Consider the following 21,438-nt stretch of genomic DNA (forward strand, 5'->3'; position numbering starts at 1 on the left):
CATCCTGCCACTGAGGCAAGATATTCGGAAAAGCCACAAAATAGCTTCCCAGTAATGCGATGCCAGCCCAGAGATAAAAGCGACCCTTAAAACGTTCTTTGAGGATAATCCGGGCCAGGATGATGGCGAAAATGGGTTGTAGCTTTTGTAGGAGGACCACGACTGAGAAGTGGATATAATGAATATAGCTCAAAGCCCTTGTGTAGGCCAGAGTGCCAAGGAGGCCCCCAAACACCGCTATCCAGAAGATGGAGATCCAGGTCTTCCGGCTTAAGGTTTTAATCTTTGGCCAAAACTTAATAAGCCAGGGGAGGGTAATGAGAACACCAAGAGCATGCTCAGAAAAGACAATGAAGATACTGGGTAGACTATAAAGAGACTGTCTGAAGAGAGCGTCAATGGACCACAGAAATGCTGCGAATACAATGGCCAGTGGACCGATGTAGGGCCATGAGATCAATCGCTTAAACACGATATGAAGTATCCATTCTCATGGGAGGAATATAATTAGACCGGGGTCAATGACGATGGATACATCCACCTCGGGAGAGAATTTATAAGTACCTGAAACGTCTATTTACTTCAGATAGGTGATTTTTTGCAGAGTACCTAAAACCTTGCCATTCACTTGGAATCTGGCGAAATAAACGCCCCCAGCCAGGCTCCCGGCAGGCTCCCATCTAACGCTACCTGATTTTTCGAGATTGAGTGTTTCAACGAGACCACCTCGGATATTCAATATTTGCAATATCCCATTATCCCCAGTAGCCATATCTATGTTAAATGTAATGGTAGGATTAAACGGATTGGGGTAACTTGATTGTATTCCCAAAGATTCTGGTATAAACAATGAGGTTTCAATTGTTGAGGTAACAGGTGAATTCATCCAATCCAGCAATCGTCGCATCACTTGCCCGCGAGAACTATCTGATTCGCTTCCAAAATGTGTTAACGCCTCTAAACCAAAACCGAGCATCACGGCAGAATAGATCTGATTTTTAACTGAAGATCCACAAGATGCACCACCGAGGAAGGGATACATGAACATGGATGAGCCCCCATCAAGAATATTGTATGAGTCTGAAGCAATCTGATTGTTTGCAGCATCAGAACTCCCGATGGCATAACGATCATCAAGGGTAAAAAAATCATGTCCAGGGTCGCCATATACATTTGGCGTGATGATGTCATCTTCATTTAATTCTGTCGAAAAATAGTTCATCAAAAAAATTTCAACAGTAAGATCGCCACTGGCCATATTCTGACCAGTCATGAGGATGTTTCCGCCCCCATCCAGATAATTTGCGATGAGAAGGATACTGTTTTCATTCAGAGGTGCAGAATTATCACCGCTAAACCAGATAACTGAAGGGAAGTCATCTAACCACTCCAAATCAGGCAGTGCTCTTTCTCCAAGATCCCAGACCACATGCACCAGTTCTTCGGCCGCCAGGGCATCCGTAAAGTAGGTTTGGTAGTCAGAATTTCCAGTCATGGCACCATCATCGTCAATAAGTACAATCTCTGGTAGACCCAATAGTAATTCAAAATGTTGTAGCTCTGGCTCGATTGATTCGTCTGATATAAAACTGACCTCAAAACTGACTGAGCCAGGTGATAAGGTATCGCTAATATTGAATTCAAATGCCTGGTTTGATGTACTGGTCGCCATAAAATCTATGGGATTGAAACCGATGACATCATCAATTAATTCTACCTCATTTCCCTGGATGGATAAGGTTGCAGTGGTATTATTCGCCTGAGCCCCCGTATTCTCTACAATGAGCCAGATAAGGACATTCTCTCCAGGAGCAAAAATGTTGTCGCCATTGAAATCAGCCACAATCATATCAGTAATTCTAATATGAGGATTGGATTCATGTACTTCGATATCTGCCCACATCGTATGATCAGAATCTGAAATATTACGTACGGCCACTTCTGTGTTCACACCCTCCCAGCCAATGGATGTTGGAATAGTTTCAAAATCGAAGTTCCGGTTGTTTGTGGAACCTGGCCAACTGTCGCCACTATTGGACCCATTGAAATGGCCATCAGCGGCTTTTACATCTACCATGCGGTGATTTTCATTACTATTGGTGGATCTGGAGTTGTCAATATGCCAGATGACCAGACCAGTACCAGGCAAGTGCTGCTCAGAGCCTATTCTCTGTCGATTCTCAATGAGATAATATTCCTCACCCACATCCTGTCCGTGACTGTAATTTCCAATAAATGGATCCAATTCTCCATGGGTCCATAACTTGACTGCAAAGGAGTTTTCCTCAGCATTGGGAAATTCAAAGTTCTGGATATTCTGGTTCGGTATGATTGGAATTGTCCAACCCAGCATTTCCTTACACCAGGCGGATAAATGAACGGGGCTGGAAGGAGTACTCCATGAACCACTGGCCATGAGACACCAGCTCCCAACACCGTCTGAACTATAGTCAGTATCATAAAGATCAGGAAGACCCAGTGCATGCCCAAATTCGTGAGAAAAAACACCAATTTGGATGAGACCACCACTTCCCTGACTACCCCCGGCGACGGCAGGTTGCATGATATAATCCTGGACACGAATAGGTTGGCCTGTAAAGCTAGTATCGTTTGTGGAATAGGGAGCCCCTGTTCCTGAAGCTGCTGAATACACCCATCTGTGGGACCAGATAGAAGGTCCGCCAGATTCCCCTCCGCGACCTGAATGGACAAAGAAAGTTGCATCGACATACCCATCATCATCGCCGGAATTAGCAATTCCATCGGGTCCGTCGTTGTCATATTGAGAGAAATCTATTTCCAAATCTGCTTGATTGAGAGCCTCTGTCATGAAATCCCCGACTCCGCCAGGCGGCTGGAAGAAACCATTGTCATAAGGAGAAGATTGAGAGCCCTCATAATATTCACTATCATGACCTAATTCATACCATCCATATACGGTTCCAGACAGATGAAATTGGCCATAGGACATTTGCTCATAGTGTTCTGCCATGGTAATGCTGGGCCAGGGGCCATCAAATAGTTCCTGCTGTAGTTGGTCAACCACATTTTCGTTGTCGTTGGAGTCTGTATATGATCCCAGAATGACAGGGAAACTCATGTAAACATCTTCTCGAAGGTCTCTCGTGCCAGTCGCTGCAGCTTGAAGATTGGCTGCCTTCACCCGTTGCATTTTAGCTGCCAATCCACCCTGGGTGTAGGACTCAGACATGATTTCCAGTTGCTGTTTAACCCTCTCAGAAGGAATTACACCGGGTTTCGCCAGTGTTGATCCCAGAACGATGGTAAGTATTAGTATATGTGCCGAAATGAGCCTGTATATCATGTTTGACCTAACTTTGGTGAAATTATTTGCCATCTGATTAAAATGCACGGGGATTGATTGAGAACAATGACTTATCCCACAGGAAATATGGAGTTTTTCTAACGGAATTATTAGTACCCCCGCAGAATCAACCGGGTTGAATGGACTTTACAAATTCCTCAAAGCTATGGAATAGAAAATCAGGTTGTGCATTTTCAAGCACTTCCACAGATGAAAAACCATACGACAGGGCGATTGCAATAGCACCGGTACCTTTGGCTGCAATGATATCCACTGGATTGTCTCCCAACATACATACATCGCCAGGCACATCTATTCCAAGCTCATGGATACCGTAGCGTATCACTTCTGGATTTGGTTTTGATACAGGTAATGAATCCCTTCCCAAAGTGAATTTGAAATGGTGTAGCAGCTTTAGTTCTCTTAAAACTGCCCTCACCATCACTTCTGGTTTGTTGGAAACCACACCCATGGGGCGCTGCTCATTCTCCAGAAATTCAACCACACCTGCATAAGGTTGCGCTTCATCAATAATATGAACCAGATAGAACTCACGGAATTTTTCCCAGATGCTTGTAACAAGTTTGTCATCCACTTTCATGTCTGGTTGATTTATCTGCAAACATTGCTCAAGTAAATAATGGGCTCCATTACCAACGTGGGACAATATGGTCGCGTGGGGCAATTGCGGATACCCCATGGATTCAAAGGCTCTATTTAAATTTGACGTGATGTCACGACTGGTATCAACCAGGGTTCCATCCAGATCAAATAATATCCCACGGGGGTTTAACATATTTCCTCATTTCATATATACATAAGCGCTTTACAACGAATCTGTCTACACCCTATGGGTTTCGATAGACAGGTTTTACGAACCATACGAATTTAATTTTATGTATTCCTCATAATCGTTGAAACTGATTTAAAACCTATTATGAAGATTCGTCGACTTCGTTTCGTTGGTTGTAAAAAAAATCTATTAATCATGTAGTCACAACTTGCTACCTGCTTCAAAATAAAAGAGGCCAGCAGAAAGCCAGCCTCATTTCGGATAGAACTAAGGAAAAACTGTTTAAGCGAGAAGCTCCTTAAATGCGGTATTCAGGGCAGGAACAACCTCAAAGAGATCGGCAACAATCCCATAGTTGGCAACCTTGAAAATGGGAGCCTCAGGATCGGTGTTGATGGCTACGATACATTTGGAGGAATTCATTCCGGCCAGATGCTGGATCGCGCCAGAGATCCCACAGGCGATGTACAAATTGGGTGAGACGGTTTTACCCGTTTGACCAACTTGATCGGCATGAGGACGCCATCCTGCGTCCACAGCAGCACGTGATGCACCCACAGCAGCACCCAGTGAGTCTGCCAGGGCTTCTATGATGTTATAATTCTCAGGTCCACCCATTCCACGACCACCAGAGACAATGATACTGGCTTCTGTGAGTTCGGGTCTGGAACTGGCTTTCATAACTGTTTCAGTCACCGTCACCGAAGATTCAGCATCACTTAGGGCAACAACCATATTCTCAACAACTCCAGCACCCGCTTTCTCTTCGGCAGCGAATACATTTGGTCTCAGTGTCACTACGACTGGAGCTTTCTTTGCAGCAACCTTTAAGAAAGCCTTGCCAGCATATACAGGTCTTTTCACCACGAGATGATCACCATCCCAAGTGGTTTCAACGACATCACTCAAAAGGCTGGCATCAGCTTTAGCAGCCAATATGGCTCCCAATTCCCGCCCCATGGCGGAGGAGCTAAGCAATACAACCTCTGCATCAGAACTTGTCAGGGCATCCTTTAATAATTTTGCATAAGCTCCGGGGCTGTATACTCCCAATCCTCCATCCTCGGCCAGGTATATTTTATCGGCACCATGACTGGTGACAGAAGTGCCAAGACCGGCGATCCCGGCACCTATCACACAGACTGAAAGAGTTCCCCCTGCTCCATCAGCTAAACGCCTACCTTCAGAAATTGCCTCAAGGGCATAAGATTTTAATTGTCCGTCACGTTGTTCAGCAAAAACTAGAATATTACTCATGATGACCTCCTATATGACCTGAGCTTCATCACGAAGCAATCGGACCAATTCTGCAGCAGCTTCTGGACCTTCACCGACAATTCGACCTTCAGGTTTTTTGGCAGGATAACTCATTTCCAGAATTTCGATACCACCGGCATCAAGCGTAACATCCTTGATCTCCAATGGTTTACGCTTGGCTTGCATAATACCCTTTAACGCAGGATAGCGAGGATCATTCAGCCCTTTTTCAGCGGTGATGACACAGGGTGTTCTCGCTGTAACTGTTTCCTTGCCACCCTCAATGTCTCTGTGAATGGTGGCCACGCCGTCCACAATTTCCAATGTCTTGGCAGTAGGTAAAACGGGCATTCCCAGCAATTCACCAAGCATGCTGGCCACCTGATGACCATATCCATCAATGGCAATCTTGCCAGTGATGACCAGATCAGCTTCAAGTGCTTTTATTTCATCAGCCAGTGCTTTGGCTACTGATAAGCCATCAGCCAAGGCTGCGTTCTCAGCTTTGAGAAGGATTCCACTATCGGCACCCATAGCCATGGCGGTCCGCATGACAGGTTGTGCGTCTTCACTGGCAACAGTGAGAACAATCACTTCACCTTCGCCGGCAGCCTCTTTGAGGTTGAGGGCTTCTTCAACAGCGATTTCATCATAGGGGTTCATGATATATTTAACATCAGCAGGATCAATGGACAAACCATCTCCACTGATGACCACTTTAGTTTCAGTATCAGGCACCTGCTTGACACATACAACAATCTTCATTCTGAGCTCCTTTTCAATTGATCTAAACATCTATTGAAATCAAATAATCAACTATTCCATAGGTTTCATGAAAATAGATTCTTAAGGTCAATAAGCAAAATGATTCAACATACCGACTGGTCGGTTTGTAATATATAGTTTGTTTTTCCAAATTCAATAACTGCTTTTCAATTCCGCAGTGTTTCTAATTGCTGGACAAATTGTTACAAAGAAAATAGCCATCCATCCTGTATTAATTAGTTTAAGGCATGGTATAAAGGATGGAATATATGAAACTTAGATTTATCGCACTCATAAGCCTGCTCATGGTCCTTCTCGTAAGCTGTGAACGAAGCGGCTCTCCCTACAAAATAAATTCAACGTCAGTGATAGAGGGCGAATACAGCGCACGTGCACTCTCTCCTACTCAATTGATTTCCTCTTATCCCATGGTGATGGACACATCTATCCCTCAACCCATCCTTTTTAAACTCAGCCTGAATGGCGAAGACAACGAGGCTGGATTCGGAATGGATCATCAGCTAATCGTTCCTCAGGGTATTTCTGAGTTCTATGCACCTACTTTAAAATTTGGTGGCCCGTCAATCATTCCTCCTGGGACACCTCCAGCAATGGACAAAGCCACCAATGTTCACTTCCGAGTAGACATACGCCCCATTCTACAGGCCTTTGAAGAACAGAATTACTATGTCACAGCTACCAATGATACCATCACAGCTGAGGCGTTTTCCGGGCTGTACATGGCTGGCGGGACAGCCCCCCTACAATGGATCTGGGACCTTCCTCAATCACCAGAGCAGCTTCAATTCCAGGATATTGATCAGGATTCCATTTATGAATTGAGTATCCACTTCGAGCCGCCTGTTCCTACCACAGACGAGGGACGGTGGATACTCAATGAGGACATCTCAAATTTGCCTAATTTTTCTTGTCCCGAAGCGCCCCTTTTGGAAGCACTCACCAACCTGGCCCTGGAAGAAGCCGTTCTTAATATCCGTGAGGATGGTGCTTTCTCAGCGGGCAAGGAGTGGCCAGGAGTATGGACCCGTGATATATCTTTTGCCGGTCAGCTATCGCTGGCATATCTCTTCCCAGAAAATATGAAAACCAGCCTTCGGGCAAAACTTAGTGATTCAGGTAGAATTATCCAGGATACTGGCACAGGGGGATCATGGCCCGTGTCAAGTGATCGCCATGTCTGGACGCTGGCAGCCTGGGAAGTATTTCTGGCTACCGGCGATGAAGAGTGGCTGGAAGAAATTAAGGGACCCGTGGTACAGGCCCTCCAGGAGGATCTGCTCTGGAATAGAGATCCTGTATCAGGAATGCTGCAAGGGGAGACCAGCTTTGAAGATTGGCGGGAACAGACCTATCCCCCATGGATGACACCCTCTGACATTCATTCCTCACATGCCCTCTCCACAAACATCATTTTCAAACGGGCATTGGAGATTGGATTGGTCCTGGTTGATAATAACCCTGAAGTTATTCGATCCTGGTCTCAACTCATCCAAAGACTGGATCAAAGCATTCTGCAACATTTTTGGAATGCATCCCTTAATGCTCCAGCCAGCTATGTCATGACGACGCCATCCTGGGTTCCCGCCCCATATCGGGATATTTTGGGTGAGTCCTTGGGTATCCTGTATTTAAAATCGTTTGCAGGCCTGGATTCCCAGCTTGTGGCCAGCTATCCTCGCACGCAATTTGGTACTCCCATTATCTCCCATCAGCTCCCCCATTCCCCACCCTACCATAACAAGGCGATTTGGCCTTTTGTAGAAACCTATGCACTTCTGGCAGCAAAACAGTCAGGCAACAGTCAGGCCTATGCTCACGGCTTCAATAGTCTGATCCGCTCTGCCAGCTTGTTCTTGTCACATCGTGAAAATTTTGAATACAAATCTGGCCGACCTGATGAAACCCAGATTAATTCAGATCGACAGCTCTGGAGTGTTGCAGGGTGGCTGGGAGCTATTTATCGGGGTCTTTTTGGAATCTCAGTTAATTATAATTTTGACCATAATGGGTTTGACCTCACACTTGAACCAAACAACCCATTTGAATGGGACAGGTTTTCACTCTCAAATTTCACCCTGCACCATACACCGATCTCCATTCTGATCAATGGTTCTGGTGCCCACATCCTCCTCATGACAATTAATGGCGTGCCACAGGCAAGTGATTCACCCATACCTCTCAAAGGTGAAGCACTGAATATTGTCGTTGAATTGGGAGCAGGGAAGACTGAGCCAATAGACAAGATTGAACTGGTAGATTATCTTCTTCCAGATGCACCTGAGATATTCTGGTCAAATGACACGCTGGTCTGGACCTCCACATCGAGGCAAGGCATCCTGGAATTAAATGGTCGATATCTTGACTCACTCGAACAGCCCACAGTCATTATTCCTGACACTCTGAATGGGTTCTTTTCCATGAGATCCATGGACTCCACTGGGCAATTAAGTTTACCAACCAAACCTCACTACCTGGGACCTTCGGCTACCTTGATGTTGAGTTCGAGAGAGCCCTACTATATTGAGTTAGGTACATCGAATGCATTTATTGATATGGATTTTGAAGTTCCCTCCGAGGGAAACTACCTGCTCCGGTTTATATACAGTAATGGAGCGGGACCGATTAATACCGGGAATACCTGTGGGCTGGCAAAATTGGTGATCAATAATTGGTGGTTGGAACAAATGATCAGTTTTCCCCATACAGCTGGTTGGGAAAAACTTTCTACCACTTCATGGGCAAAAGCCTATTTCAAACAGGGGAATAACTCACTCATGCTCAACCAGGAAACCCTTCCTGTTACCAACATGAATGGAGAGCAGAATCAATTTAGAGTGTTTAGTGTGGAGATTATCCCACTTTAGAATTATTCAGTTTCGGCTGGCTCTGCAAAATAGATAGGATATATGGTTTCCCCATAGGGACCGACACCCCTGGATAAAAATTTCTGATAGTCTTCCTCAGAATAGGGTGCCTTGGGTTGGGGCGCTGATCGAGTATCCCCAAAATAGTTTTTACTATAAGCCTCAACGGAACGAGGATCTCTTACCACTCGGACTCCACGTACTCCAGCAATGCCTGCTGCAACCATATCATTGTCAGCATCTCCGTAAAAGATATGGAGACCTAATTCTGCTATACGGATATGTTTTGTGGTAAACTTGTGTCCGCTGACAGCATCCTTCTTCTTGGGAGAAAAGAATAAATTTTCATTCAGGGTAATATCAAAACCCAGTTCCCTGGTTAAATGCCGAGCTACCGCATCGCCGTTGATACCTGGACGAGCAGTAATAAAGTATACCTTATGCCCATGGGCTCTAAGGAAACTGATTAATTCAGCTACAGGTTGAATGGTTACTGAATACAGACTATCATGCTGATTCACCCAGCCATAATCAAGATGATCCGGGTCATCACTCATTTGAGGAGCTTTGAGAAAATTGTCACGTGAAAATAAAATTGTGTCATCAATGTCAAAACCGACTTTTAATTGACCCAAAACAGGTTGTGAATCACTTATCACTTCTGGAGTGTTACAAGCGGATATAAATATGGTTAGCGTTATAATCAATACGTTCATGAATCTCATCATTTCTTACTCCACATTAATTTTTCCCAATATGCCCAGCCTAATTCGTCTCAGATTCAAACACAATTTTAAAGGTATAAATTAGTAGCAATTACCTGTGGGAGTATTCATTTTTAAAGCATGCTTAAACTTCCCATATCCAAAGTGGAACTAGACCTCACCTATCTCATTGCGAGCAAATGGTCCAAACCACAGTGGGATAAATTCATGATCACTATGTCAAACCCCTACAGGTGGATAGTCCCTACTCTCACTTTCGCAATGCTACTCATCTATCTGGACTGGGAGGCAGGATTATTGGCGATAGTGTTGGGGGGCTTAAGTGCAAGCGCAGCGGATGCTATCAATTCTCGAGTGCTGAAAAAGAAAACTGATCGTGTGAGACCGGGAAAACAATTTGAAGATATCAGATCATTGGGCACCATGAACTACGGCAAGAAATCATTTCCTTCTAACCATGCTTCAAATACGATGGCCTTTGCCTTGTCATTCAGTTTTATGTTTTCCTGGACAGCCTGGATATTGATACCACTCTCCCTGCTGGTGGGATATTCAAGAATATATTGCGGCGCTCACTTCCCCCTGGATGTTTTAGCGGGCTGGATATTTGGCGCTACATGGAGCATGATATTTATAACTATCATTTCCTTATTCTATCTTACATAATTCTAAATCTTTTTATTCCACTCGTGCTATGCTAAAAAAAAGAGGTAAGTTACCTCACCTCTTTCAAAATTGCCATTCGCCTCAAAATGAGACATTATGCTTTTTATAGCTTTCTCTTAAGTCCGTCATATTCTTTTTCAAGTTTATGAATCTCAGCACGTATTGTCTGCAAACGGCTCAGTATGGCCTCAGGACTATCACCTACAACTTTAGCCGAGGCTACAGCAGTTTTAACAGTCTTCTTTCCAGCGACGTTCTTGCCCTTTGCTTTACGCTTCTTGGGGCCCTTATCTTTTCTCTTCCAATTACTCAGAGTGACTACGGAAACTCCGTATTTATCACTGGCAGCTTTCATACCACCACGTTTATGCTCAGCATCATAAGCAATGATAAATGCAACTATCTCTGCTTTTTCTTCTGCTGAATAACGTTTCCCCTGCTTACCTGTTGCTGGTTTGTCAGCCATTTAAAAAACCTCCTGGATTGTATGATTTAAACAAGTGTAACCAAACTATAGTTTTAAGTTGCTATTATCAAGAGATAATTTTTTTTGACCTACTTGAAGCATAAATCAAACTTGAGTTTTGAGATTTTGATATATTTGAAGTTATAAGTTGGAGTCGATCTGCCTATTTGCGAAAGCTTATACTATGTTTTATCCGATCCCAAACTTCATCCATTTCTTCCAGAGTGGCAGCTTCTATATCCCGCTTTTCATCATCAAATACTTTTTCAAGCGCACGAAACCTGGCATCAAATTTATCAATTGCCTGGCGCATTGAAGTTTCACTATCCAGATTCATCAATCGACCCACATTAACTATACTAAAGAGGACATCACCAAATTCTTCCCTGGATCGTTCATGGTTTCCTTCAAGCCATACTTCTAACAATTCATCAATTTCTTCATGGGATTTTGCCAACGCAGGAGCAACATCATCCCAATCGAATCCAACTGTTGAGGCTTTCTCCTGTACACGCTGTGCCCGAATTAATCCTGGCAAGTTTTTCGGAACCCCATCAATCCAACTTTTTCGACCCTCACTTTTTTTGGCCTTCTCCCATTTTTCCTTGGCATCTTCAAGTCGTTTGGTTTTTCTATTGTCATCACCAAAAACATGGGGGTGGCGTCGAATAAGTTTTTCATTAATTGAATGTATTGAGTCGCGGAGCTCAAACTTATTTTCCTCTTCTGCCATTTGAGCCTGCATGACAATATGCAATAGCAGGTCTCCAAGCTCCGTCAGTATATCCTCTTGTTTACCATCCTCAATACTCTCCACAACTTCATACGCCTCTTCAAGGAGATAAGGGATCATACTTTCTGGAGTTTGCTCAATATCCCAGGGACAACCCTCAGGACTACGAAGTTTGGATACGATATCGATGAGACGTCGGAGTTCAAACTCAGGGGAGGTCTTGAATGCTTCCACCATTTACTTAATCTCAGTCCTGGTCACTTTTACTTTTTCAATACGATTTTTCTCAACAGATAAAACTTCAAATTTGAACTGCTCATACTCTACTATTTCACCTGGCTCAGGAATGGTTCCAAGGCTGGAATAAATCAGGCCCCCTATGGAATCAAAATCACGCTCTTCAGCGAATTCAATTCCCAAAACTGCAGCGACGTCATCCAGATGAGTTGATGCTTCTATTACAAAGACGTGCTTCTCTAGCTCAACAATCTCGGAATTCTCATCGGACTCATCGAGTTCATCCTTTAGATCACCCAAAACTTCTTCAATGATATCTTCCACCGCTATCATTCCAGAGAAACCACCATATTCATCTACAACAATGGCTAACTTTTGTTTTTCCTTCTGCATTTCTCTCAGGAGGTCATCAACATACTGATGTTCAGGAACAAACATTGCCTGCCTGGCGAGACGCTCAAGATTAATGCGTTGTGAGCTGCTATGCAGATAGGGTAAAATATCTTTTATGAAGACAATACCCTTTATCTGATCAATCTGATCTTTGTAGAGGGGATACTTTGAGTAGCCACTCTGTCTAATGAGAGTTAAAACTTCATCGCGACTCATCTCAGTATGCAGCATGAACACATCTGGTCGTGGTATCATTATTTCCTTGGCTTGTGTATCACCAAATTGAATAATGGAGTGAATCATTTCTTTTTCTTCCTCTCCAATAACACCCTGATCCTGTCCCAATTCCACCAGTTCTTTGATTTCTTCATCTGAGGTGAAGTTTTCCTCTGGTTGAATTCCCGTAATGGTTACCATCTTTTCCACAAGGTTATAGACAACCTGCGCGATGGGTGAAAACAACTTGAAAATGATGGAGAGGATACCAACTATTCTGGATGCAAATCCCAATGAATGCCGCATTGCCAAAACCTTTGGTGTGATCTCACCTATAATGACCAATATAATGGTGAGAATAATGGTCTCTGCAACCAGGGCAAGAACTTGGTTCACGCCGCTTTTGCTGGCGATTTCGGTTGTAATCAAAGCAGCCATGGAGGCCAGGGCAACATTGACTATGGTATTGCCAGTCAATACGGTGATGAGTAATCGTTTAGGCGTTGCCAATAGGCGTACTATGAGTCTGGAGGATGGAGCCAGATCATGCTTTAATTTTTCAAGATCATTTCTTTTAAGATTAAATAGTGCAGTTTCAGATCCTGAAAAAAAGGCAGACATTCCCAATAGGAGAATAAATACAACTAATTGCCAGACGAGAGTGGACTCGAAGAATTCTGAAAACTCCATTAAGTATCCAGGTCCATAAGTTTTTTAATATATTGATTCTCTAAATCAGTCATTTGCTCTTTAGCTGTTGCTGTATCATCCTCGTATCCACATAAATGCAAACAACCGTGAATGAGAACTCTCAATAACTCAATGTCCAATTTCGTGTTATAGGAAATGGCATTGTCCACAATCTGCTCATATGAGAGATAAATCTCCCCCTCAATATTTTCATCGGGGTCATTCAAATTAAAAGCGATGACATCCGTATAAACATCCTTCTCAAAATATTCTTTTTTCATGAGACGGAGATCATCTTTTCCCAGAAATATTACGTTCACATATTCAAAGGTTTTATGCTCAGTTGCCAGCACTTCACCCACACAGGCAATGAATTGAGGAGCGTCCACCCCGCCAGGCGGGTCGATAATGTCAATTTTCATGGATAAGGTGGGTAGTATCTTGGCGTGATTTACCAGGTCTATTATTAGTCTTCATCATCCATCATATGCAATTTTTCTCGTTGCCCTGGATATTCAATTCTTTCGTGCATACTTCCAGTGAGAACGGGCATCATTGCGCTTTTTATAATCTCAAGATCTCTAAAGGTTAGGGGGCAATTGATTAGCTCCCCTCCTTTGATTCTACTTTCAATTATTGTATCCATAAGCGATTCAATGCGTTGTGGGTTGGGATTCTTCAAACTGCGCGAGGCTGCTTCAATCGCTTCGGCAATCATTAAAATACCAGTTTCCTTTGTATTTGGTCTGGGACCTGGATATCTGAAGTCTGCCTCGTTAATATCTGAATCGGTTTCTTTTGCCTTCTCTAGCGCTTGCTGATAAAAGTACTCGACTCTGGTTTTTCCATGGTGCATGGGGATAAAATCGGCCACAATAGAGGGTAATCGATTTTCATCTGCCAGTTTGATACCATCCTTAACATGTGCAACAATCACGGTCGCACTAAGTCTGGGTGAGAGTTTATCATGTTTGTTGGTACCCCGTAATTGGTTTTCAATAAAGTATTCAGGCTTTTCAGCTTTGCCAATATCATGATAGTAGGCGCCCACGCGTGCCAGCAATGAATTGGCTCCCACCGCTTCAGAAGCTGCAACAGCCAGATTGCCAACATCAATGCTATGCTTAAAAGTTCCTGGAGCCCTCATAGCCAACTTACTTAACAGCTTGTTGTTAAAATCCAGAAGTTCAAGCAAAGTTAAATTGGTGGTGATTTTGAAAACTCTCTCAATTAAAACCAGTAGTCCGTAGGAGAGCAGCGGAGATAATACGCCATTGGCAGTCGCAAAGACCATATGCTCCATCACAGATTCCCAATTGCTAAATTTGATCATTTCGAAAACTGCAATCACAGCAACATAACCTGAAGTGACAGCCAGAATACTCCACAATATCTGAGATCGTGATCTTAGTCGGCGTACCGTATAAATAGCCAGGGAAGAGACAAATAGGTTGGCCACAATAAATGGAATATTGTTGCTGAGGATAATACCTGTCAGTAGGGTCAGTGTCACCATAATGATAAAAGCTATTCTGCCATCAAATACGACGGTAAATATCATGGCAGCAATAGTCATTGGGACAAAAAACTCAGACCAGCCCAATTTATAGACAATCATGTGCGCCAGGGCGAGCGTCATAATAAAAACAATGCCCACCAGAGCGATGAGTTTTATATCGTTATAAATCTGGCTCCTATAGGTCTGTAGATATGCAAAAAAGAAAAAGAGTAAAAATGCTGAAAGCATAATTTTGCCCATAAAGGTGGTGACCTTGTTCGCTGCCGATTCACCGTACCCTTTGCGGATGTATTCCTTTTCCAATGAATTCAGTTTTTGTTTTATCGGGGGAGTTACCCGGGTATTGGCATCCACAATACGCTCGTTCTTGAAAACTTTCCCCACACTTATGGGCACCAGATTGCGAGCTTCGGAAATGCGATTGTCAGTAAGCTCAGCAGAATAGTTCAGGTTAGGAATCATTACAGCCTGGGCGATGTCCTCGGCAAGTTGCTGCAGGCTTGGATTCCGTTCAAAGTAATTGGAGCTAAGCACCTTTTGAACGCTCTCCCAGGACTGCTCCATATTGCGGAAGTCCTTGGGGTTTCGGCTTGATTCTTTGCCCCTCATAATCATGGTTATTCGAGCAACGTCAATATCTGTTGGAAGATCACCAATGATACCCAGCATGTACTGTGGCAGGAGGGCTTGTTTTACTGAATTTGCAAGTTGCCTGGTGGAGGGACCTTCTTCCAGGAAATAGCTCCAGCGAGGCGTACCTAAATTTTTGAGACCTCTATTCTGCAAATCCAGTTTAAAGTTAAGAACGTGTAATGAATCTTCTTGTAGCTCGAAAACCATGGAATCTGCAGCCAGACTATCTGTAATGGTACTCCAATAATTTTTCTTGGCAGATAAATCTTTTTCAGCCTGATACCACAGGGCGAGCTGTTCACGCATCTCATCTATTGCCGTATTCACTTTATCGCGGGTGGTATTGTCCCAAATAAATACGGGTTGTACTGTACTCTCGCGAGCGTTGCGATCTATTTCGAGCGCATCGTTTGTTTTTAAAATGTCAAAATCAAACGGGGCGATAATGGTTTCAGTAGTGATCTGGTCAACATCATAGTTGAATTGAAACATCTTTCCTCGAGGGAAAAACAGAGCTGTGACAACGAGAAGCAGAGCAATAAGCGTTATTTGGCTGATCCTTAGCCAGAGGTGATATTTCTTTTCGTCACTGACGACCTTTTTTGATTGTGGCAACATGTAGTAATTATAACCCTTTCATAAGCTGCTTCAAAATCACAAGTTTTTGAACTTCTGACGTCCCTTCACCAATGGTGAGCACTTTGGCATCACGGAAGAACCGTTCAACCTGAAATTCTTTTATGTATCCATAACCGCCATGCACTTGTACGGCCATATTGGTTGCCCGTACAGCAGTTTCAGAGGCCTTTAATTTAGCCATCGCAGCAGCTTTTACTACATTTCCGCCATGATCTTTCACATAACTCGCATGGTAAACCAGATGTCTCGCTGCTTCAATCTCCGTGGCCATTTCAGCAAGCTGCAATCCCACGCCCTGGAAGCGATGTATCTTTTTCCCAAATGCTTCACGCTCATCGGCATATTTTATTGCAGCCTGGAGGGCACCTTCAGCCAGACCAAGAGACAGGGCCGCCACACTGATGCGACCTCCGACCAATGCGGTCATCATGTGACTAAATCCAACATCCAGTTCTCCTAGCAACGCGTTGGATGGAACTCTCATATTTTCAAAGGTCAAAGCACGCGTATCCGACCCACGCCAGCCCATTTTCTTTTCAGGTGGGCCAATAATGAAACCTGGTGTTTTTGGATCAACCATGAATACAGAAACCCCACCTGGACGTTTGGCATCAGGATCAGTCACTGCGGTTAAATTGCACACTCCTGAGTAACCAGCATTGGTGATAAAATTTTTAGAACCATTAATTACCCATTCATCCCCATCTCTTACAGCAGTAGTCTTTGTGCCACCTGCATCGGACCCAGCCTCTGGTTCGGTCAAACCAAAACAAGCCAGATATTTGCCGGAGATCAGATTGGAAAGATGGGCATTTTTTTGATCCTCATTCCCAAACAGAAAAATTGGGCTGGTGCCTAATGAGATGTGGGCAGCCACAGTAATGGCAACGGATGAATCAACTTTGGCCAACTCCTCAATGACCAGAGTATAGGCCAGCGTATCCATACCAGCACCACCATATTCCTCGGGGAAGGGAATTCCCAGGAGTCCTAACTCCGCCAGTTTGGGAATAAGTTCCAGGGGGAAGCGTTCCTCCCTGTCAAGGGTTTCAGCGATTGGCGCAACTTCATTGGCAGCAAAATCACGAACCATGTCCTGGAGCATATAATGCTCATCCTGAAAGTATTGTTTCATGTTATGTCCCCCTGAATTTGAATAGAATGATTAATCTACCACCTCATTACCGACGCACCCCAGGTAAAACCTGCTCCGAATGAGGCTACCACAATGATATCACCGCGGTTGATCTTTCCCTCCTGCATGGCTTCATATAGGGCAATTGGTATAGAAGCTGATGTGGTATTTCCGTACTTATGAATATTAGAATACACAACTTTGTGCATTTCAAGCTCTAATCGATTGGCCACCGCCTCAGTGATGCGCAGATTGGCCTGGTGAGGAACCACCAGTTTTACTTCAGACTTCTCAACACCCGCTGCTTCCAGGGCTTCAGATATCACCTGTGGGAATTTGGTGATGGCATGTTTGAATACGGTTCGACCGTTCATCACGACCTGACCATAACCCTTATCTAACAATTCTTTTGTCAAAAACGGGTTATCCAGAGTTGAGGGTGTGCGTAGCATGAGATCCTCGGCATAACGACCATCTGAGTGGGTCTTTACTGATAGCAATCCTCTATCTTCATCTGTAGCCTTAATGATAGTCGCTGCAGCACCATCGCCAAACAGGACTGCTGTATCTCGACCCGCAGTGGTAAAATCAAGGGCCACAGACTGAACTTCGGAGGTAATCAGCAGGATATTATTATAGGCCCCCGACTCGATAAATGCCTTGGAAATGGATAGTCCATACAAAAATCCTGAGCAGGCCATACGAATGTCCAGGGCAGGGGTTCCAGGAATACCCAGACGTCTGGTCATCATGGGACCGCCACCTGGCGTGAAGTAGTCGCTCGCCATGGTTGAGAAGATGATATGCTCCACATCCTCTGCCTGCATGCCAGCCTTCTCAAGTGCCTCTTCGGTAGCTTTCAATGCCAGATCAGTTGTGCATTCTCCATCCACATGGTGACGCTCCTGGATACCACTTCTCTCACGGATCCACTCATCTGAGGTATCCATTAATTTTTCCAAATCCTGGTTGGTTACTACATTTTCAGGGACATACATCCCGATCGCATCGATGTAAGCTTTTCGCATGGTGGACTCCTAAGCCATTACTCTAATATCTTTTAGCTCTAATTGGATAGTTTTTCTACCCTGCCATTCATTTTCAGCAAGGACATAAGCCATTTCCAGATTCTTCTGAGAATACAGTAATTCCAGAGACTCGGCCATTCCGAACCCAATTGCGTCCAGAATCGTTCGTCCCTGACGCACTTTCAATTTTAAGTGATTCTTGCCCACAATCTTTGGACGTGGATAGCCGATAACTTCCAGATTTTGGCTGGCAAAGAGGGGACGCATATTACCAGGTCCGTAAGGAGCGAGGCGTCTTAACGTCTCCATTAGTTGGGAGTTAATATCAGAAAATTCAATAATAGACTCTATTTTTAAGCGAGGTCGCATCATTTCTTCTGTTACCTGAGCCATAGCAACTTCCTGGAATCGTTTTTCAAATGCTTCCAGATTAACAGGATCAATGGACATTCCTGCTGCCATGGTATGTCCACCAAAGCTGAGCAACAAATCGGCACATTCTGAGAATGCAGCATGGAGATCAAAGCCACTGATACTTCTGGCAGAAGCTTTTCCCACACCGTCGTTTACCGCGATAATTACAGTGGGTACGAAGTATCGCTCCTTTAGCTTCGAAGCAACGATTCCAATCACACCGTGATGCCAACCCTCGTGATAAAGGACCAGCGATCGTTTTTCTCTGGGGTCATATTTTGCATTGGAGAGACGTACCGCTTCATCAAATATTTTGCCTTCAACCGTCTTACGAACCTCATTTTCTGAGTTGAGAACAGCGGATAATTCTTTTGCCTCAGACTGGGTGGTGGATGTCATGAGGCGCACTGCCCGCATGGCTTCTCCTAAGCGACCAACAGCATTGATTCGAGGTCCTAGCCCAAATAGGACATCGGCAACGGTGACTTCATCCCTGGTTATTCCTGCCACTTTCTTCAGGGCGATAATTCCAGGCCGGCTTCCCCTGCTGATCAATTTCAAACCTTCATTAACAATAATTCGGTTTTCTCCGGTTACCTTAACTATATCCGCAGCTGTTCCAATGGCTGCGAGATCAAGAAACTGGAGTGCTTGTTCATCTGGGAGCTCATGTCTCTTTGCAATGGCCTGAGTGAGTTTAAATGCTACACCGGCCCCGCATAAATTCTTGTTGGGGTAATTACAATCACCTTGTTTGGGGTTCAATATTGCCACTGCAGCGGGTAATTCATCATCAGGAATATGATGATCTGTAATCATCATATTCACACCGAGCTGTTTGGCGTATTCAACCTGCTCAACGGCTGTAATACCGCAATCACATGTAATAATCAGTTTTGCACCAATCTCAGCTGCATAATCAATACCCTTATGGGATACGCCGTATCCTTCCGTGTTTCTATCGGGGATATAAAATTCCGATTTTGCACCAACAGATTGCAAAAACAAGTGTAATAGTGATGCAGCCGTGGTACCATCCACATCATAATCCCCATAAACCAGTATGGGTGCATGCGCATCAAGACACTTTGAAATCTCATCTACGGCGATGTCCATGTTGAGCATGAGGAAGGGATCATGTAAGTGGGAAATGGAGGGGTTAAAAAATTCACGAGCCTCATCTATGGTGCGTAAATCACGGCGCCAGAGGAGTCCACCAACCACTGGCGAAACGCCCAGAGAAGTTGTGAGATTCTCTATTTCCCCTAGGGGACTATCTTGAATGATCCAGATTTTTTCCATAATAAGTTGGTCTATAGTATAAACTTCAGATTGGTTTAATTCACGGTAAAAACGTCGTTGTTTTAACCTGATGTCACATCATTTAAGATTGGCTTGCACCAACGGTAGGCAAATAAATGGGTGGATCTATAAGCCGGATTTTGTCTGATCCTCCAAAGAGGATGAGGCAGCCATTGATCTGGATATCCATTTGCATGGAGATACTAGCTTCCTACCCGAAGAGTTTCATCATTGATGAATGGCGGACTACCAAGCTCTTCTGCTTGAAATTGCTCCAATTGGGGTTTACCCCCAGCATCAGTTACCTGACACTGGCGTGAGCTCTTACCTCACGTTTTCACCCTTACCCGCCTTCGCTCCGTTCCCGTATTCTACGTCAACGAAGCTATGGCGCGGCAGGCCCAATAACGGGGCCTGCCACGGCGTAGCTCCATGATCGCGGTAGCGAGAATGGAGCGAAGACGGGCGGTATCTTTTCTGCGGCACTTTCCATCCCTACTCGAAAGTAGAGTCCCATGCTGCTAACATGGGCAACCTGTCCTGCGGAGTCCGGACTTTCCTCCCAGCTGATGCCAGGCGACTGCCCAATCCACCCATTTTAAAAAAGCGAATAAAACTAAGGCTTTGAATGGTGACTAAAAGAGAAATGATCCGATTTCTCGGATCATTTCTTCTAAAATTTTCTATCTAAAAAAATGGAGTGAGGACCTAATCATCGTCTCCAGGTAAGACAACCAGAATCCTGCCACAATTTTCACATTCGATAAAGGCGTCCATTTGCTGGATTTCATAGATGGTTTGAGGATTCAGTTGCTTGTGACATCCAGAGCAGGATCCACGCAAAATGGGAACAACAGCACGGCGACGTGCTTTGAGGATTCTCTCATACTGCCTTAAGTAACGCTGACCAACCTTTTTGATCAACTTAGCTCTTTGAGCCTCAAGTTCTTCCTGGCGGGCATCTGTGAGATCTGACTTTTCTTTCAATTCGTCGCGGTTCGCATCTAATTGTTCAACAAAGGCTGTGCTCTGCTCTACAGACGTGGCGATAAGCTCTTCCAATTTCTCAATTTCTGATTCAAGATATAATTGTCGCCCCTCACCTTCAGTCATTTCAGATTTGACCGTTTCGATTTCATTGGTTAAGGCATCGTATTCACGATTGGTGGTAACCAGATAAAGTTGATCCTGGTATTTCTTAACTTTTGCCTCAGCATCCATAAGAGCACCCTTGATGGTCACTAGCTCTTTCTGATTCTCTTCCAGCGTCTGCCGAATTGTCTCCAATTCAGATTTAACGCTTTCAGCCTGTGATTCCAGTTTTTCTACCTGTTGGGGAAGACTCCCCTTTTTTTCATCGATTTCAAAGAGCTGACGATCAATCTCCTGAAGTTCAATCAAAATTATTAACGTTTTGTTCATTCACACCTACTCTCTGGGTATATCATATGAAAAGTGCACCTTGAAGTGCACATTTTAAATTAATTCGAAGTGGATCAGAAAATTGCTGTTTGAAAAAGAATGGTCGCTTTGATACTCGCCTAATCACGTCACACAATATAAATAGCATCTGAGGGACAACAAGCGGCTATAAATAGATTGTGTATTTATTTTACA

At 44.1% G+C, this 21,438-nt stretch carries 17 protein-coding genes and 1 other RNA gene; 2 read left to right on the forward strand and 16 right to left on the reverse strand.

What is annotated here, in order from left to right; genetic code table 11:
- The 5 genes from ISR87_09995 to ISR87_10015 form a co-directional block, all read right to left on the reverse strand.
- Window positions 1-472: DMT family transporter (locus tag ISR87_09995; GenBank protein ID MBL7025777.1), on the reverse strand; the 472-nt coding region annotated here is incomplete at its 3' end.
- Between the two features lie 105 nt (window positions 473-577).
- A complete protein-coding gene (locus tag ISR87_10000) occupies window positions 578-3,325 on the reverse strand; it encodes a M6 family metalloprotease domain-containing protein (GenBank protein MBL7025778.1) in 2,748 nt (915 codons plus the stop codon).
- A gap of 127 nt (window positions 3,326-3,452) precedes the next feature.
- Window positions 3,453-4,121: an HAD-IA family hydrolase gene (locus tag ISR87_10005; protein MBL7025779.1), complete on the reverse strand. Its 669-nt coding sequence runs from the start codon at window positions 4,119-4,121 to the stop codon at window positions 3,453-3,455.
- A gap of 279 nt (window positions 4,122-4,400) precedes the next feature.
- On the reverse strand, window positions 4,401-5,375 hold the full coding sequence (locus tag ISR87_10010) for an electron transfer flavoprotein subunit alpha/FixB family protein (GenBank protein MBL7025780.1): 975 nt from the start codon (window positions 5,373-5,375) through the stop codon (window positions 4,401-4,403).
- 9 nt (window positions 5,376-5,384) lie between these two features.
- Window positions 5,385-6,140 carry an electron transfer flavoprotein subunit beta/FixA family protein gene (locus ISR87_10015; GenBank protein ID MBL7025781.1) on the reverse strand — a complete coding sequence of 252 codons (756 nt, stop codon included), beginning with the start codon at window positions 6,138-6,140 and terminating at the stop codon, window positions 5,385-5,387.
- 269 nt (window positions 6,141-6,409) lie between these two features.
- Here ISR87_10015 and ISR87_10020 point away from each other — a divergent pair, with 269 nt between their 5' ends.
- Window positions 6,410-9,025 carry a hypothetical protein gene (locus ISR87_10020; GenBank protein ID MBL7025782.1) on the forward strand — a complete coding sequence of 872 codons (2,616 nt, stop codon included), beginning with the start codon at window positions 6,410-6,412 and terminating at the stop codon, window positions 9,023-9,025.
- 2 nt (window positions 9,026-9,027) lie between these two features.
- On the opposite strand, the gene ISR87_10025 is transcribed toward ISR87_10020, so the two are convergent.
- A complete protein-coding gene (locus ISR87_10025) occupies window positions 9,028-9,753 on the reverse strand; it encodes a hypothetical protein (protein MBL7025783.1) in 726 nt (241 codons plus the stop codon).
- Window positions 9,754-9,957: 204 nt separating this feature from the next.
- On the opposite strand from ISR87_10025, the gene ISR87_10030 reads away from it, so the two are divergent.
- Window positions 9,958-10,416 (forward strand): phosphatase PAP2 family protein, encoded by a 459-nt coding sequence (locus tag ISR87_10030; protein MBL7025784.1) that lies wholly within the window; start codon window positions 9,958-9,960, stop codon window positions 10,414-10,416.
- Window positions 10,417-10,519: 103 nt separating this feature from the next.
- Here ISR87_10030 and ISR87_10035 read toward each other — a convergent pair whose 3' ends face one another.
- The 10 genes from ISR87_10035 to ISR87_10080 form a co-directional block, all read right to left on the reverse strand.
- Window positions 10,520-10,882, reverse strand: a complete 363-nt coding sequence (locus tag ISR87_10035; GenBank protein ID MBL7025785.1) for a transposase — start codon at window positions 10,880-10,882, stop codon at window positions 10,520-10,522.
- Window positions 10,883-11,045: 163 nt separating this feature from the next.
- The gene (mazG, locus tag ISR87_10040; GenBank protein ID MBL7025786.1) at window positions 11,046-11,852 is read right to left on the reverse strand and encodes a nucleoside triphosphate pyrophosphohydrolase; all 807 of its coding nucleotides are present in this window, start codon (window positions 11,850-11,852) and stop codon (window positions 11,046-11,048) included.
- The gene (locus tag ISR87_10045; GenBank protein ID MBL7025787.1) at window positions 11,853-13,151 is read right to left on the reverse strand and encodes an HlyC/CorC family transporter; all 1,299 of its coding nucleotides are present in this window, start codon (window positions 13,149-13,151) and stop codon (window positions 11,853-11,855) included. It lies immediately after the preceding gene.
- On the reverse strand, window positions 13,151-13,573 hold the full coding sequence (ybeY, locus tag ISR87_10050) for an rRNA maturation RNase YbeY (GenBank protein MBL7025788.1): 423 nt from the start codon (window positions 13,571-13,573) through the stop codon (window positions 13,151-13,153). Before ybeY ends, ISR87_10045 begins: the two co-directional genes overlap by 1 nt.
- A 44-nt stretch (window positions 13,574-13,617) precedes the next feature.
- Window positions 13,618-15,921 carry an HDIG domain-containing protein gene (locus ISR87_10055; protein ID MBL7025789.1) on the reverse strand — a complete coding sequence of 768 codons (2,304 nt, stop codon included), beginning with the start codon at window positions 15,919-15,921 and terminating at the stop codon, window positions 13,618-13,620.
- A 7-nt stretch (window positions 15,922-15,928) separates the two neighbouring features.
- A complete protein-coding gene (locus ISR87_10060; protein ID MBL7025790.1) occupies window positions 15,929-17,077 on the reverse strand; it encodes an acyl-CoA dehydrogenase family protein in 1,149 nt (382 codons plus the stop codon).
- 35 nt (window positions 17,078-17,112) lie between these two features.
- Window positions 17,113-18,105, reverse strand: coding sequence for a ketoacyl-ACP synthase III (locus ISR87_10065; GenBank protein ID MBL7025791.1), 993 nt, complete (start codon window positions 18,103-18,105; stop codon window positions 17,113-17,115).
- Between the two features lie 9 nt (window positions 18,106-18,114).
- Window positions 18,115-19,821, reverse strand: a complete 1,707-nt coding sequence (gene recJ / locus ISR87_10070) for a single-stranded-DNA-specific exonuclease RecJ (protein ID MBL7025792.1) — start codon at window positions 19,819-19,821, stop codon at window positions 18,115-18,117.
- Between the two features lie 113 nt (window positions 19,822-19,934).
- Window positions 19,935-20,417, reverse strand: an RNA gene (rnpB, locus tag ISR87_10075) — RNase P RNA component class A.
- A 112-nt stretch (window positions 20,418-20,529) separates the two neighbouring features.
- A complete protein-coding gene (locus ISR87_10080) occupies window positions 20,530-21,243 on the reverse strand; it encodes a hypothetical protein (GenBank protein ID MBL7025793.1) in 714 nt (237 codons plus the stop codon).
- Window positions 21,244-21,438: the final 195 nt, after the last annotated feature.

The organism is Candidatus Neomarinimicrobiota bacterium (assembly GCA_016784545.1).
Taxonomy (GTDB): Bacteria; Fidelibacterota; UBA8477; order UBA8477; family JABMPR01; genus JABMPR01.

What these genes read in the sequence shown, in the direction of transcription:
- ISR87_10000 (MBL7025778.1), bottom strand. Translation starts at nt 3,325, where the DNA reads ATGATATACAGGCTCATTTCGGCACATATACTAATACTTACCATCGTT.
- ISR87_10005 (MBL7025779.1), bottom strand. Translation starts at nt 4,121, where the DNA reads ATGTTAAACCCCCGTGGGATATTATTTGATCTGGATGGAACCCTGGTT.
- ISR87_10010 (MBL7025780.1), bottom strand. Translation starts at nt 5,375, where the DNA reads ATGAGTAATATTCTAGTTTTTGCTGAACAACGTGACGGACAATTAAAA.
- ISR87_10015 (MBL7025781.1), bottom strand. Translation starts at nt 6,140, where the DNA reads ATGAAGATTGTTGTATGTGTCAAGCAGGTGCCTGATACTGAAACTAAA.
- ISR87_10020 (MBL7025782.1), top strand. Translation starts at nt 6,410, where the DNA reads ATGAAACTTAGATTTATCGCACTCATAAGCCTGCTCATGGTCCTTCTC.
- ISR87_10025 (MBL7025783.1), bottom strand. Translation starts at nt 9,753, where the DNA reads ATGATGAGATTCATGAACGTATTGATTATAACGCTAACCATATTTATA.
- ISR87_10030 (MBL7025784.1), top strand. Translation starts at nt 9,958, where the DNA reads ATGATCACTATGTCAAACCCCTACAGGTGGATAGTCCCTACTCTCACT.
- ISR87_10035 (MBL7025785.1), bottom strand. Translation starts at nt 10,882, where the DNA reads ATGGCTGACAAACCAGCAACAGGTAAGCAGGGGAAACGTTATTCAGCA.
- mazG (MBL7025786.1), bottom strand. Translation starts at nt 11,852, where the DNA reads ATGGTGGAAGCATTCAAGACCTCCCCTGAGTTTGAACTCCGACGTCTC.
- ISR87_10045 (MBL7025787.1), bottom strand. Translation starts at nt 13,151, where the DNA reads ATGGAGTTTTCAGAATTCTTCGAGTCCACTCTCGTCTGGCAATTAGTT.
- ybeY (MBL7025788.1), bottom strand. Translation starts at nt 13,573, where the DNA reads ATGAAAATTGACATTATCGACCCGCCTGGCGGGGTGGACGCTCCTCAA.
- ISR87_10055 (MBL7025789.1), bottom strand. Translation starts at nt 15,921, where the DNA reads ATGTTGCCACAATCAAAAAAGGTCGTCAGTGACGAAAAGAAATATCAC.
- ISR87_10060 (MBL7025790.1), bottom strand. Translation starts at nt 17,077, where the DNA reads ATGAAACAATACTTTCAGGATGAGCATTATATGCTCCAGGACATGGTT.
- ISR87_10065 (MBL7025791.1), bottom strand. Translation starts at nt 18,105, where the DNA reads ATGCGAAAAGCTTACATCGATGCGATCGGGATGTATGTCCCTGAAAAT.
- recJ (MBL7025792.1), bottom strand. Translation starts at nt 19,821, where the DNA reads ATGGAAAAAATCTGGATCATTCAAGATAGTCCCCTAGGGGAAATAGAG.
- ISR87_10080 (MBL7025793.1), bottom strand. Translation starts at nt 21,243, where the DNA reads ATGAACAAAACGTTAATAATTTTGATTGAACTTCAGGAGATTGATCGT.